Annotated in this window: 16 protein-coding genes; 14 read left to right on the forward strand and 2 right to left on the reverse strand. The window is 39.9% G+C overall.

Annotated elements, in window-relative coordinates:
- The first annotated feature begins 165 nt into the window (after positions 1 to 165).
- The 6 genes from ACFO3G_RS08705 to ACFO3G_RS08730 all read left to right on the forward strand — a co-directional run bounded on the left by ACFO3G_RS08705 (position 166) and on the right by ACFO3G_RS08730 (position 4,081).
- Positions 166 to 456 (forward strand): hypothetical protein, encoded by a 291-nt coding sequence (locus ACFO3G_RS08705; protein ID WP_380079970.1) that lies wholly within the window; start codon positions 166 to 168, stop codon positions 454 to 456.
- A gap of 400 nt (positions 457 to 856) precedes the next feature.
- Positions 857 to 1,432, forward strand: coding sequence for a 1-acyl-sn-glycerol-3-phosphate acyltransferase (locus tag ACFO3G_RS08710; RefSeq protein WP_380079972.1), 576 nt, complete (start codon positions 857 to 859; stop codon positions 1,430 to 1,432).
- Between the two features lie 6 nt (positions 1,433 to 1,438).
- Complete coding sequence (locus ACFO3G_RS08715; RefSeq protein ID WP_380079974.1) at positions 1,439 to 2,224, forward strand: nitrilase-related carbon-nitrogen hydrolase; 786 nt, start codon at positions 1,439 to 1,441, stop codon at positions 2,222 to 2,224.
- A gap of 46 nt (positions 2,225 to 2,270) precedes the next feature.
- A complete protein-coding gene (gene pyrE, locus ACFO3G_RS08720) occupies positions 2,271 to 2,906 on the forward strand; it encodes an orotate phosphoribosyltransferase (RefSeq protein WP_380079976.1) in 636 nt (211 codons plus the stop codon).
- 21 nt (positions 2,907 to 2,927) lie between these two features.
- Positions 2,928 to 3,335, forward strand: coding sequence for an SRPBCC family protein (locus ACFO3G_RS08725; protein ID WP_380079978.1), 408 nt, complete (start codon positions 2,928 to 2,930; stop codon positions 3,333 to 3,335).
- 287 nt (positions 3,336 to 3,622) lie between these two features.
- A complete protein-coding gene (locus tag ACFO3G_RS08730; protein ID WP_321741197.1) occupies positions 3,623 to 4,081 on the forward strand; it encodes a hypothetical protein in 459 nt (152 codons plus the stop codon).
- Between the two features lie 99 nt (positions 4,082 to 4,180).
- Here the strand turns inward: ACFO3G_RS08730 and folB are convergent, their stop codons facing one another.
- Together folB and ACFO3G_RS08740 are read right to left on the reverse strand one after the other, a co-directional pair.
- Positions 4,181 to 4,558, reverse strand: a complete 378-nt coding sequence (folB, locus tag ACFO3G_RS08735; protein WP_380079980.1) for a dihydroneopterin aldolase — start codon at positions 4,556 to 4,558, stop codon at positions 4,181 to 4,183.
- A gap of 66 nt (positions 4,559 to 4,624) precedes the next feature.
- Positions 4,625 to 5,488, reverse strand: coding sequence for an NAD kinase (locus tag ACFO3G_RS08740; protein ID WP_380079982.1), 864 nt, complete (start codon positions 5,486 to 5,488; stop codon positions 4,625 to 4,627).
- Between the two features lie 149 nt (positions 5,489 to 5,637).
- Here ACFO3G_RS08740 and ACFO3G_RS08745 point away from each other — a divergent pair, with 149 nt between their 5' ends.
- From ACFO3G_RS08745 to ACFO3G_RS08780, 8 genes are all read left to right on the forward strand, one after another.
- Entirely contained in the window at positions 5,638 to 6,351 is a 714-nt protein-coding gene (locus tag ACFO3G_RS08745; RefSeq protein WP_380079984.1) for a pyridoxine 5'-phosphate synthase, read from the forward strand.
- A 50-nt stretch (positions 6,352 to 6,401) separates the two neighbouring features.
- Positions 6,402 to 7,118 (forward strand): MotA/TolQ/ExbB proton channel family protein, encoded by a 717-nt coding sequence (locus tag ACFO3G_RS08750; protein WP_380079986.1) that lies wholly within the window; start codon positions 6,402 to 6,404, stop codon positions 7,116 to 7,118.
- Positions 7,115 to 7,567 (forward strand): ExbD/TolR family protein, encoded by a 453-nt coding sequence (locus ACFO3G_RS08755; protein WP_380079988.1) that lies wholly within the window; start codon positions 7,115 to 7,117, stop codon positions 7,565 to 7,567. The genes ACFO3G_RS08750 and ACFO3G_RS08755 overlap by 4 nt, the downstream gene beginning before the upstream one ends.
- Positions 7,568 to 7,574: 7 nt before the next feature.
- Complete coding sequence (locus ACFO3G_RS08760; protein WP_380079990.1) at positions 7,575 to 8,402, forward strand: energy transducer TonB family protein; 828 nt, start codon at positions 7,575 to 7,577, stop codon at positions 8,400 to 8,402.
- 21 nt (positions 8,403 to 8,423) lie between these two features.
- Entirely contained in the window at positions 8,424 to 8,969 is a 546-nt protein-coding gene (locus tag ACFO3G_RS08765; protein WP_380079992.1) for a DJ-1 family glyoxalase III, read from the forward strand.
- A gap of 343 nt (positions 8,970 to 9,312) precedes the next feature.
- Entirely contained in the window at positions 9,313 to 10,479 is a 1,167-nt protein-coding gene (locus ACFO3G_RS08770) for a hypothetical protein (RefSeq protein WP_380079994.1), read from the forward strand.
- Positions 10,463 to 11,182 (forward strand): SAM-dependent methyltransferase, encoded by a 720-nt coding sequence (locus tag ACFO3G_RS08775; protein ID WP_380079996.1) that lies wholly within the window; start codon positions 10,463 to 10,465, stop codon positions 11,180 to 11,182. Before ACFO3G_RS08770 ends, ACFO3G_RS08775 begins: the two co-directional genes overlap by 17 nt.
- Positions 11,183 to 11,187: 5 nt before the next feature.
- Positions 11,188 to 12,630: a methyltransferase RsmF C-terminal domain-like protein gene (locus ACFO3G_RS08780; RefSeq protein ID WP_380079998.1), complete on the forward strand. Its 1,443-nt coding sequence runs from the start codon at positions 11,188 to 11,190 to the stop codon at positions 12,628 to 12,630.
- Positions 12,631 to 12,847 lie beyond the last annotated feature (217 nt).

Genomic DNA, 12,847 nt, shown 5'->3' on the forward strand with positions numbered 1-12,847 from the left:
AGAACTATAGCTAAGACGCCAACAAAACTTCACGAAAAACAATAAGCACTCCCCTACCCCACCACATGGAAGAGAAAAATATAGAAGATTGATAACAAGGGAAGCAGATTAAAAACTATCTTTGTGATAATAAGGACTAAGTATCAACTTAAAAAAATTACAGTCATGAATAAAAGAAGAGCTAAGAAAATCATAAAAGCAGTAGCAGAAGATATCTTTTACGATGCGTACGTAATGAACTTTATGCTGGATGACAAACACGAAGAAGAGCTTGCAAATCTTATGGCAGCGATAATTGATTGGCAGAATGACAACATCAAGAAGCTTTCTCATATCGATGGCAAGAATGATCCCAAGCTCGTAAAAGCATACTTTAGAAGTGTTAATGCCAAAGCAAAGGAAGAAATCAACAAGATTGCCTCAAGGCTATCAGAGCTATCTGAAGAGATAAAATAAATCTCTCCCAAGATAAGACATACAAATGTTAGCTCTAAGGACTAACAAAACCCATCAATCGGCAAGTAATCACAAGCCGGTTGATGGTGTTTGATAAAATATGGTCATGCAAATTGCAACACGTACTACTCGGAGGAGTGGCAAAAAAGAAAACGAATATACAGTGTGACAAGCAAAAGGACAATATTCTCCTAAACCGATTTTCTAAACACCAACAACAAAACATCAACTACATTCAAAGCATGACCAAACCGGCTATAACTGAACTCACGAATAGATAAAGCCGAGATAGAATACAACGATAAAGTGTCAAAAGCAACAAGAGTGCAATAAAACACGTATCTGAATTAAGGTTATAACCAATCAGGAATAAAACTAACAAAACAAAAAGATCATAGATATGAGTAGAAAGGCAATAGGAAGATTCATGCTGAATAAATTAGGTTGGAAAATCATTACGCCCCCTAGCGAGCCGGAGAAAAGTGTAATTTGCGTTGCCCCACATACAAGTAACTATGATTTCTTCATCGGAAAGTTTTACTACTGGGCTATTGAACGAAAAGCAAGATTTCTGATGAAAAAGGAATGGTTCTTCTTCCCATTAGGCATAATCCTCAAAGCTATGGGAGGCATTCCAATCAACAGACAAAAAAACAAAGACTCACAAAACAAAGGAAGCACAGTGGCTACCATGCAGCAATATTTTGCAAAGCCCGGACCAAGACATATTGCCATCACCCCGGAAGGGACACGAAGTGCCAACGATCGATGGAAAACCGGATTCTTAAGAATAGCAATCGGGGCAAATGTACCGGTACAACTTGCAGTAATGGACTATAAGAAAAAGGAAGTTGGCGTATTTGAGGTATATCAACCCACAGGCGATATCAATAAAGACCTCAACTATATTTGCTCCAAATACAATGCAGACCAAGCATACAACCCAAATAAGTTTGCACAAAACAAGCCGAGATAATGAAGTATGGAAAAGACGAAGTTAAACTTAGCCGTAGTACAAAGCGACATAGCATGGGAAGACCCTAAGGCTAATATTAAGATACTCGAACAAAAAACAAAAGAGACAGAAGCTGACATTATCGTCTTTCCGGAGACATTCCTTACGGGATTCACAATGAATACCCAAAAGGCGGCAATGAACCCTGATGATAGATACATCGATAAACTCAAAGCAATAAGCAAAGAAGGAGACAAAGCAATTGCACTGAGTGTTCTCACTAAGTCTTGCGACAACAAAGTATACAACAGAGGATACTTCATAACACCTGAAGGGGAAATATTTGTTCAAGACAAAAGACATCTATTTAGATTTGGAGGAGAGAACGACAAGATAGAGCATGGCAAAACTCGTGAGATAATCAAATACAACGGATGGAAGATCTTGATGACTATATGCTACGACTTGCGCTTCCCCATTTGGTGTAGAAACCAAGACAATGAATATGATCTGATGATCAACATGGCTAATTGGCCGGAGCCGAGAAATAAAGTATATACAACGCTGCTACAAGCCAGGGCTATGGAGAATATATCTTACGTGGCAGGTGCCAATAGAATAGGACAAGATAAGACCGGCATCAACCATACGGGAGACAGTGCAATAATAGACTTCAAAGGTAATTATATGGATGTGGCTAAGCCTAATGAGAGCAAAGTAGTCATAGCACAATTGGACAAGGAAAAACTTGATAAGTTTAGACTTAAGTTCCCTGCCTGGATGGATCAAGACAAATTTAAGATGGAGTTTTGAAAGACATTTTGCAACTTTGCAAGAATAACAATAACAATATACAATTATGACAGAAACAGCGAAACTAATAGCTCAAAAACTACTCGAGGTTGAGGCAGTAAAGCTACAACCCAACAAACCTTTTTTGTGGGCATCAGGATGGCACTCCCCAATATACTGCGATAATAGAAAGACATTGTCATACCCTTCAGTAAGGACAACAATCAAAGAAGAATTGGCCAACCTCGTTAAAAGGATGTATCCAGAAGCCGAATATATAGCCGGAGTTGCGACGGGAGCCATAGCACAAGGAGCACTTGTAGCTGAACTACTAAACCTACCCTTCGTCTATATTAGATCGAAAGCCAAAGATCACGGAATGGAAAACCTTATAGAAGGCGATCTGAAGAAAGGGGCTAAGGTAGTTGTAATAGAAGATCTCATCTCAACAGGAGGAAGCTCTCTGAAAGCTGTAAATGCTCTTAGACAAGCAGATGCTGATGTACTGGGAATGCTTGCAATATATACACATGGCTTTGAAGAGCCCATCAAACGCTTCAAAGAGGCCAAAGTTGAATTGACAACTCTCACAGATTACAATGCTGTCATAGAGGAGGCTCTTAAAAGTGGCTATATTAAAAGCGAAAACCAAGAGATGCTCAAAGAATGGAGAAAAGATCCAGCAAACTGGAATAAAAAGTAACCTCAAAGATTCACTAAGGATATGAATGAATACGTTAGTCAGGTAAAGAAAATCAACTATCCGGTAGAGCGTGTATATGCAAAGCTAAGTGACTTATCCAACCTCAACAACGTCAAGGATAAGATTCCGGCAAACACCGTGACAATCACATATGCAGATAAAGACAGTTGCAAACTAAAGCTAAACCCAATAGGCGAATCTGAAATAAGAATCATAGACCGAGAAGAAAATAAAACGGTAAAATTAGAAGCGACCAAATCTCCTATTCCATTCAACATGTGGATTCAACTCGTAGAAAAAGACGGAGCAACATTCTTGAGACTGACGCTAAGAGCTGAGCTAAACATGTTTATCAAAAAGATGATAGGTAGCAAATTGGAAGAAGGGATCGACAAATTGGCAGATACCCTGGCTATGCTGCCATACTAACGTTAAGGTAAAAGATCTAAAAAGGGTGTTGCAAAAGGTAACCTGCATCGCTGATTTCGGTGTTCCGTTTCAGTCATGCACATCTTAAGTACATTCACTTTAGCATCAACCTTAACCGGGATCTTGCATCTCAGGCTTGCGGAAAAGTCGCCATATTTGCTCATAAATTTGTGAGAATGCTGCATAAAGTGGCATTCTCACAAAATAGAATATTATTGACTACTAAGAGTAATCATAATCAATAGTGAAAGAATAGAATATCTTTCTAAAGACATCCTTGAAACAAAATGATTGGCAAGAAAATAACAGGGCTGATATTACTCTTTATCGGACTACTAACAACAGGATGCCGGCAGGAGATTTATGAGACAATGCCGGAACTACCCGTCAACTATACATTGATGTGGAATAGTCCCAAAGGTCTCATCATACAAGCTCCGGGAAGTTCTGTCGAAGTATCTGAAAGGACCAAAGTTACAGACTATATAGGATTTGGAGGCCTAATCATTGTTCACACAATTGGTGCCACAAACGAATATGTGGCATTCGACCTTTCATGTCCGTTGGAAGCCAACCGACAAATAAAACTCCAACCGACTGATAATATGGAGTACAAATGCCCTGAATGTGGAAGCAGATATTCTGTAATCTATGGAAGTGGAGCTCCCACAAAAGGCCCCTCAAGAATCCCCCTAAAAAGATATAAAGCCATCAGGACACAAGAAGGAGTGTATTGCATCAACTAAGTCAAAGGTCGTACAAACAAAGAAGAGCACAACAAATCAATCAAAGTTTCGCAACCTTGACAAACACCCATAGTAGAAAGGAAAGGTATAACAGAAGATTTACAGTTTTCTCACATACTCCATCACAACCGAAGCAGACTTTACATCACCTCCGAAAGGGGGATTGAGCTTGGCAACTTCGAGAGTAATATCTTGAATCTCTTCAAACTCATCAGCCAAACGATTAAGTATTCTTCCGGCTACATTCTCAAGCAGTTTAGAGGGCTTGGCCATTTCTTCCTTCACCACTTCATACAAATCGGCGTAACTTATCGTTGCATTCAATTCATCTGTCAATGCAGCTTGCAAAAAATCCATCTGAATATCAAGGTTAACCACAAACGTATTTCCAACAACACGCTCTTGCTCAAACACGCCATGAAAAGCATGAAACCTCATATCGGTAAGTTTTATCCTACATCCCTTTTTAAGAATCATGATTTATAAGTTTTGCTATTATACAATCAATTTGTGATCAAGGTAAGAAAAATGAAGCAAAGACGATTATCCTTGTCTAACATTGGCACCCCACATAAGTTTTCTTCTAAGTGTATCCGCAAATGATGCTTTAGAAACCTTCACCGTGCGCACAACATAATCCGCCTTGGTTATCTCGATAGGAGTACCGCACGAGAAGGGATAAGCCTTACCATCAAGAGACAAAAGAAAACTTTCGCTTCGAGAATAAACATGCATAGAAAGAGTAAGATCATCCGGAACAACCAAAGGACGCATATTGAGTGTATGAGGAGCTACAGGTGAAAGAATAAAATCATGACAATCAGGAGTCATAATAGGCCCATTGACAGAAAGAGAATAGGCTGTCGAGCCGGTAGGCGTAGCCACAATAAGACCATCCGCATCATAAGCAGCAAGGTAATCTGTGTCAAGATATGTGTCAATCGTAATAATAGAACCGGTCTCACGCTTCATCAAGGCAACTTCATTGAGAGCATACCCCGTAAAATCTTTTCCGACTTGAGCCTTTAGAAGAGAACGCGACTCAATATTATAATCGCCGCACTCCAGATGACCCACCAAATTGACAGCTTCCGAACAATCCACATCAGTCAAAAAACCTAAACGTCCGGAATTGACAGCCCAAATGGGGATTTCTTTTCGTCCAACAAAATGTGAGGCTCTTAAAAAGGTACCATCACCTCCTATCGAAATGACAAAATCTACATCTAAGGGAATATCGTCATCCAGAACAGAAGTATCTATATCCAAGTGGAGGCTTCTATGAATAAATTCATTAAACTTACGTTCAACAACAAGTTTGCATACCCCCGAAAGAGCAATCAGAAATTGTGATATACTTTCAGCTTGGTCAACCTTATGTCTACTTCCAAAAACGATTACTTTCATAGAAAAATCTCCTTAATAAAGGTTTTATACTCTGATGATAATCTTCTACCTTTGTAAGAAAGCAATAGGCAAGAAAATCTGAAGACAAAGATAATGTAAACATATTTGTCAAGACCGTAACTGCCGAAGGAATGTAATAAATAATAGCAATGACTAAACTTAGTGTAAACGTAAACAAGATTGCCACCTTAAGAAACGCCAGAGGAGGCAATGTTCCTAATGTACTTCAAGTAGCTCTCGACTGTGAAAAATTTGGTGCTCAAGGAATTACAGTACATCCAAGACCGGACGAACGACATATCAGATATACAGACGTAATTGAGCTTAAGCAGCATATCAAGACCGAATTTAATATAGAAGGTAATCCTGATGATCGCTTCATAAAGATTATAGAGGAGGTAAATCCGGCTCAAGTGACCATGGTCCCGGATGCACCGGATGCACTTACCAGCAATGCCGGCTGGAATGTTCTTAAGCATTTTGATCATCTCAAAGGATTAGTCGACCACTTTCACAATCTGGGCGTCAGAACATCCATATTTGTGGGAACAGATTTAGACAATATCACAGCAGCCAAAGAGACCGGGACAGATCGAATTGAGCTATATACAGAGCCCTACGCAGCAAACTATCACAATGACAAAGCCAAAGCAGTAGCCCCTTTTGTAGAAGCGGCTCAACATGCAGCGAAGATAGGTTTGGATATCAATGCAGGACATGACCTTAACTTGGACAATCTGGCCTATTTCAAACAATGCCTTCCAAAGCTCGACGAAGTCTCTATCGGCCATGCTCTTATTGCAGATGCTTTGTATCTTGGTTTGGAAGAAACCATCAAAAGATATCTACTTCAACTCAAATAAGATTTTGACTTTATTCTTAGGTAAACAATAAACAATGAAATTACGATAATATGACCTTTCATTTGCTTCCACTGCTACAAATAGTAAGCGACTCGCTCGTAGAAACAGCGACTCAACAAACAGTTGAAACATCCACCAACAATACAGCCCCCAACTTCTTTGAATTAGCCCAAATGGGAGGGGCCATCATGTATGTGCTTTATGCCTTAAGCATCATTGCTATATACATCTTTGTAAGGAAGTTTCTTCAAATCAGAGCTGCCGGAAAAGATGGCGATGCATTTATGGATCGAATCAAAGATTACCTCCATGATGGCAAGTTGGATAGTGCAATCAATCTTTGTGAATCCACCAATACACCCTCAGCCAAGATGGTTCAAAAGGGGCTATCACGTTTGGGTAGGCCTATGCAGGATATCTTGGTCGCAATAGAGAATACGGGAAACATCGAAGTAGGAAAGCTCGAAAATAGCATGCCCCTATTGGCAACGATTGCAGCTGTGGCTCCAATGATAGGATTCCTTGGGACTGTGACCGGTATGATACAGGCCTTTTATCAAATGGCAAATGCACAAGGTGGTGCAGATATCAGTACTTTGGCAGGAGGTATATACCAAGCTCTTGTAACTACAGTGGGTGGTCTTATAGTAGGTATTGTTGTCTTATTTGCATACAACTATCTCATTGCGCTAATCGATAAAGTTGTAAACAAGCTGGAAACGAAGACGCTCGAATTTATGGACCTCATTAATGACGAAAAAGAATGAGCCTAAAAAGAAGAAATAGCAGCAGTCCCTCATTCAGTATGGCATCCATGACGGATATCATATTCTTATTGTTGATATTCTTTATGATCACGTCCACATTTGTCATACCCAATGTTATAAAGGTCAACTTGCCTGCTTCCGAAAAACAAGACAAAGCCAATGAAGAGATGGCAAGGGTAACGCTTACCCCGGATTTAAGATACTTCATCGCCTATGGCAACGATACTGAAGTTGAGACGACTTTGCAAGATTTGCCGGCACATCTTCAATCCCTAAAAGAACAGCATCCCAACCTTTTCTTGGCTATCTATGCAGACAAAACGGTTCCTTATGAGGAGGTAGTAAAAATTATTACACTTGCGGCTCGTGGAGACATCAAGATTATGCTGGCCACAGACGCACAAACATCAGACGACATAGATCAGACTCTAACACACACAGCGGAGTAATCTCACAATGACTCAAAACAACAGACAAAAAATAATAGCCTTATGCGTCACACTCGTTGTGCACCTCATTGTTTTGGGGCTACTTTTGTTGTGTACAATGAAACTGGTACCCAAAGAGACGACAGAGATCAACCTTGTCCTCGTTAATTATGGGACAACAGACGAATTTGTAGCCGGACAAGAAGAGCCGGCAAGAGGCAATGTCGCCGACAACGAAAAGATACAAGAGACCACTACATCAGCCGAAAATAGCAATCCTAAGTCGCAAAGCGAAACAAACAAGCGCCCTATAAACACTCAAGCTAATTCTCAAGCGCCTGCCATAAAGCAAGAGAAGACCACCGACAGGCAAAAGGAAAAAGCTGAAGAGGCAAGAAAAAAAGCGCAAGAGGCAGCAATCCGACAACAGCAAGCCAACGAGGCTAAAAAGAAGGAACAGCAAAGACAGATAGGACAAGATGTGGCGGGAGCTTTTGGTCGAGGCAAAAACAAATCGGAAAGTCAAGGATTTGGCACTTCCGGCAAAGGGAATCAAGGCTCTCGAACAGGGTCGGGAGATTCTTATTCGCTTGAGGGAAGAAGTATCATTGGCAACGGAGGACGTCCAATAAGGCCCAATTACGCTCAAGCAATTCGCGGGGCTATCCGCATCAAGATAGAAGTAAACGCTCAAGGGACGGTCGTAAAAGCCTGGGTTGATATCAGTGGCACCAATATTTCTGATAGTGGTATGCGTAATGCCGCTATTCAGGCAGCCAAACAAACCAAGTTTAATTCCCTTCCCGGGGCAGCCAATCAAGTGGGAAGCATCACTTACCACTATGATGTCAAATAAACCATTAACTATTTATGTATTATGAAACCAACAATCGTATGTTTAGCAACAGGCTTCGAAGAAATGGAAGCCATATCTATTGTAGATTCACTAAGAAGGGCCAACCTACCGGTAAAAACGGTATCCATAAGTAATGACAGAAATGTCACGGGAGCTCATAATGTGACCATCACAGCAGACACAACTTTAGATGAGATAAAGGATCAAGAATTTGATTGTATTGTACTTCCCGGAGGTTTGCCCGGAGCACACAACCTAAGAGATAGTGATACACTTTGTACTATGCTCAAAGCTCAATACAAAGCAGGTCGCAAGGTTGCTGCCATTTGTGCTGCACCACTCGTACTGGGACATATCGGTATAAGCGAAGGACATAAGATGACTTGCTATCCCGGATTTGAAAACGAACTCAAGGGTGCGACAGTACTCACTGACGGAGTAGTCAACGACGGGCAGGTAATTACCGGAAAAGGTCCGGCTTTTGCTATTGCATTTGGATTGGAAATTGTCAAGTCTTTGTCAGACAAGAAAACATCAGACGAAGTAGCTGCCGGAATGTTGTTATGATCAATAGAAGTGTCTTGAAGTCGGTTTTTGGAATTTATTTCAGAATTGTTTGAGTATGATCTCGTCCATTTTCTGTTTCAATAAATCCAATACCACTTCTTATTCATGAATATCGAAAGAGAGGCTGTATCAAGCATTCAGAATTTGATACAGCCTCTCTTTTACTACAAAAAGGATATTAAAAATGATTGATAGCATCAATGAACCATTTCAATATCTTTTGTGTTATATAAACAAGATACAGAACAGAACACTAAGAATAGAAGAATATTTGGGTATGTTCCCCATCCAATTACAAAACAACTTGAGAATATAGTCATCTGAGCAGAAAGAGGACCAATCGATGAAAAAGGCTAAAACATCTTTCAAAACGAGAATGTATAGTATCGTCAAATCGATACTAATATTACTGCCATTAGCCATTGGAATAGTATCAACCATGGCTATACCTATTCAAACACCTATCAAAATATTATTAGCAACGATTGAGTTATTCTTCTTGACTATCGGGATACTATGGAAAAGATCCATAAATATTGTATTCATTACTCAGATAGCTGTTGCAACAAGCATTGTATCCATCATAGCTACTGTCATCAACTTAAGCCTACCACAAACACAACTTATCCTTTTAGGATTAGTTGCAGTAGTTCTGTTTGTAGGCAGGTACCTTTTCTCAATAAAAGCAAGTGAAGCAGATAAGAGTTCAAAGAATATACATGAAGCCTGCCAAAAATTCTTTTATAAGGTTATGGCACGGATGTGGGCCCAATTATTGTTGATGTATTGTGTCATATTCATTATTGGCATTGCGGACAGCTTCAGGGTTATAGACATTCCGTGGTGGGTAAATCTGGCTCCAATCATTACTCTTGGTATTATCCTTATCAACACTACTATCAATTTAATCATTAACCGGAAAATTTTTAGTGAAGTATGGATTCCGATCTTCAATGCTAATGGGAAAGAAATTGGTAGAACAACCTATTCGGAGTTGGTGATAAACAAAGGATATATTACGGGGTTTCCCGGGATTGTAAGAGTATTGCCCATCTCAAACGGGATGGTATATCTTGAGCATAAAGAACCGGATGAGATTTGTCCAAAGGGTGGATATGACACACCTTTGAGAAAGATACTTACAATCAATTCGGAGATAAAGAAAACAGCACAACAAATCGTCAAAGAATATCTTGGAGACGATAAAGTACACGAGCTGAGATACTTTATGAAATACCTTGTAGACGGAGGAAACAATTCGGGACGATATATATGGCTTTTCTTGATACATTTAAATTCATTGGAGCCAATTATAAGGGGAAGCAAGCCCGTTGACAGTAAATGGTGGCCACTCGAACAAATCAAAAATCAACCGGGAAATGTTATTGCACCTTGTATGAGAATGGAGCTACCTTATATCACTGAGCTAACCAAATTAGCGGAAGAATTAAAAAAGAGATGCAAGGGACTTAAAGTTGATGATAAAATAGGAAATGATGAATCAAAATAATAACGCCAAAGTATATCTAATTCCCGTTCCATTGGCTGAAGGGGATTTGAACACAGTATTGCCAAAGTATAATCTGGATAGAATAAAAGAAATCCATTATTTCGTAGTCGAAAATATTCGATCTGCCAGACGATTCTTAAAACAAGTGGACCGAAATATCGTAATAGACGACTTAACATTCTATGAGCTAAATAAACGAACTGACCTAAACAAAGTGGACTCATACCTTAAACCTCTCGAGGAAGGTCAAGATATGGGAGTGATAAGTGAAGCCGGATGTCCGGCAGTAGCAGATCCCGGAGCTGTGTTTGTAGCTAAAGCTCAACGCAAAGGATTTGGGATTGTTCCACTTGTAGGTCCTTCAAGCATCCTGCTTTCTTTGATGGGAAGTGGATTTAATGGACAAAGTTTTGTGTTTCACGGATATCTGCCAATAGATGACCAACAAAGGAAAAGAGCATTACAAAGGCTGGAATCGGATGCCATCAAATTGCATCAAACACAAATATTTATTGAGACCCCTTATAGAAATAACAAACTGATTGACGAAATTTGTGCGGTACTACGCTCAGATACCAAGCTCTGCATAGCATCCAACTTAACATCCCCCGATCAGTTTCTAAAAACAAAAAGCATCGGAGAATGGCAAAAGTCAAAACCGGAGCTACACAAAATTCCAACCATTTACTTAATAGGAAAATAAAATTTATGATACAGCAATTAGATTTGCCGAAACAATTTATAGATGAGATAAGAGATATCTTAGGTGACAACGAAGCAAACCAACTCATCGAATCAATTCAAAAAGAACCATCTGTCAGCATTCGCCTCAATCCTCACAAAGGGATGAATGCAATGGTCTGGTGTGCCCTACCCTTTTCTGAAGTTTATAACGAACCATACGAAAGGGTTCCATGGAACAGCACCTTCGGGATATACCTTCCCAAAAGACCTGACTCTTTTACACTCGACCCGCTGTTTCACGGAGCGGCTTATTATGTACAAGAAGCATCTTCAATGGCATTGGGGGTATTCAAAAATCACTTGGGCAATAGACCTATAAGAGCTTTAGATCTATGTGCCGCCCCCGGAGGAAAAGCAACACTTCTTCAAGATATTCTTCCCAAAGGCTCTATGCTTGTAGCCAATGAGGTAATTTCCAATCGAGCTGCCATTTTATCAGAAAACATGAAAAAATGGGGTTACCCTAATACAATAGTAACCTCAGCTGACCCCAAAGACCTATCTGAAATTGGTCCATGGTTTGATCTTATTCTTGTCGATGCTCCATGTTCGGGAGAGGGTATGTTTAGAAAAGATCCCGAAGCTATTGCCGAATGGTCGGTCAGAAATGTTGAGAGATGCGTAGAAAGACAAAGAGAAATCATTGACAATGCTTGGAAAATGCTAAAGCCCGGCGGTATGATAATCTACTCGACCTGCACATACAACAAGTACGAGAATGAGGATCAGGTAAACTATATGCTTCAACAACTAAATGCAGAGAAAGTAGACCTTGACACGACCGGATGGCCCGATGAGCTACTAAAAGCAGTAGAGCCTATCAAGGGAGCTAAAACAGAGACTTTTGCAATGCGATTTATGCCTCACCGTACCAAGGGAGAAGGTTTGTTTATGGCTGCCGTAAAAAAGCCTGGTGAGCTTACGACAGAAGAAGAACAAGAAAAGAAGAAAGGATCCAAAATACAACAAGAAGAGATCCCTCTATATGTAAAAAACTGGCTCAAACATCCTGATAATTTTATATTTAGCACAATGCCCGACGGCATCATTCATGCAATCCCCAAAGTGATCACAACAACACTTGAGAAACTACAAAAGATGCACGTCAGACTACTACAAGCAGGTATAGACTTCGCAGAAGTAAAAGGGAAAAACTATGCTCCGGCAGCCACTCTTGCACATTCTATTGAGCTCGATGAAGACTCTTTCGACCGGGTAGATATATGCAGAACTGAAGCACAGCACTACCTAAAAAGGGAGGCTATAACCTTAGCTAACGATGCAAATGTGGGATATATAGTTATCACGTACGCATTTGTACCGCTTGGATTTATGAAGAATATTGGCAATAGAGCCAATAATCTTTACCCTCACGAGTGGAAAATAAGAATGGAACTCAAAGAATAAACTGTCTTAATTGAGACAGAAAAATGGGGCTGTGTCATTATTCGTAATGATTCAGCCTCTAATTTTTTAGCAACCCCTCATTTTTGGAGTTTAACCCAGATTTGTCTTTAGGCGTCAAATTCTAATGACCGTCATTAGGAATAATTTTTCATAATATATTTTATATCACTACTTTAGCGTCTTATAAAAGCACTTAATGTCCGCAGAATCTAACACA

Origin of the sequence: Falsiporphyromonas endometrii (assembly GCF_042654485.1) — a bacterium.
Lineage (GTDB): Bacteria > Bacteroidota > Bacteroidia > Bacteroidales > Porphyromonadaceae > Porphyromonas > Porphyromonas endometrii.

What these genes read in the sequence shown, in the direction of transcription:
- ACFO3G_RS08705 (WP_380079970.1), top strand. Translation starts at nt 166, where the DNA reads ATGAATAAAAGAAGAGCTAAGAAAATCATAAAAGCAGTAGCAGAAGAT.
- ACFO3G_RS08710 (WP_380079972.1), top strand. Translation starts at nt 857, where the DNA reads ATGAGTAGAAAGGCAATAGGAAGATTCATGCTGAATAAATTAGGTTGG.
- ACFO3G_RS08715 (WP_380079974.1), top strand. Translation starts at nt 1,439, where the DNA reads ATGGAAAAGACGAAGTTAAACTTAGCCGTAGTACAAAGCGACATAGCA.
- pyrE (WP_380079976.1), top strand. Translation starts at nt 2,271, where the DNA reads ATGACAGAAACAGCGAAACTAATAGCTCAAAAACTACTCGAGGTTGAG.
- ACFO3G_RS08725 (WP_380079978.1), top strand. Translation starts at nt 2,928, where the DNA reads ATGAATGAATACGTTAGTCAGGTAAAGAAAATCAACTATCCGGTAGAG.
- ACFO3G_RS08730 (WP_321741197.1), top strand. Translation starts at nt 3,623, where the DNA reads ATGATTGGCAAGAAAATAACAGGGCTGATATTACTCTTTATCGGACTA.
- folB (WP_380079980.1), bottom strand. Translation starts at nt 4,558, where the DNA reads ATGATTCTTAAAAAGGGATGTAGGATAAAACTTACCGATATGAGGTTT.
- ACFO3G_RS08740 (WP_380079982.1), bottom strand. Translation starts at nt 5,488, where the DNA reads ATGAAAGTAATCGTTTTTGGAAGTAGACATAAGGTTGACCAAGCTGAA.
- ACFO3G_RS08745 (WP_380079984.1), top strand. Translation starts at nt 5,638, where the DNA reads ATGACTAAACTTAGTGTAAACGTAAACAAGATTGCCACCTTAAGAAAC.
- ACFO3G_RS08750 (WP_380079986.1), top strand. Translation starts at nt 6,402, where the DNA reads ATGACCTTTCATTTGCTTCCACTGCTACAAATAGTAAGCGACTCGCTC.
- ACFO3G_RS08755 (WP_380079988.1), top strand. Translation starts at nt 7,115, where the DNA reads ATGAGCCTAAAAAGAAGAAATAGCAGCAGTCCCTCATTCAGTATGGCA.
- ACFO3G_RS08760 (WP_380079990.1), top strand. Translation starts at nt 7,575, where the DNA reads ATGACTCAAAACAACAGACAAAAAATAATAGCCTTATGCGTCACACTC.
- ACFO3G_RS08765 (WP_380079992.1), top strand. Translation starts at nt 8,424, where the DNA reads ATGAAACCAACAATCGTATGTTTAGCAACAGGCTTCGAAGAAATGGAA.
- ACFO3G_RS08770 (WP_380079994.1), top strand. Translation starts at nt 9,313, where the DNA reads ATGAAAAAGGCTAAAACATCTTTCAAAACGAGAATGTATAGTATCGTC.
- ACFO3G_RS08775 (WP_380079996.1), top strand. Translation starts at nt 10,463, where the DNA reads ATGATGAATCAAAATAATAACGCCAAAGTATATCTAATTCCCGTTCCA.
- ACFO3G_RS08780 (WP_380079998.1), top strand. Translation starts at nt 11,188, where the DNA reads ATGATACAGCAATTAGATTTGCCGAAACAATTTATAGATGAGATAAGA.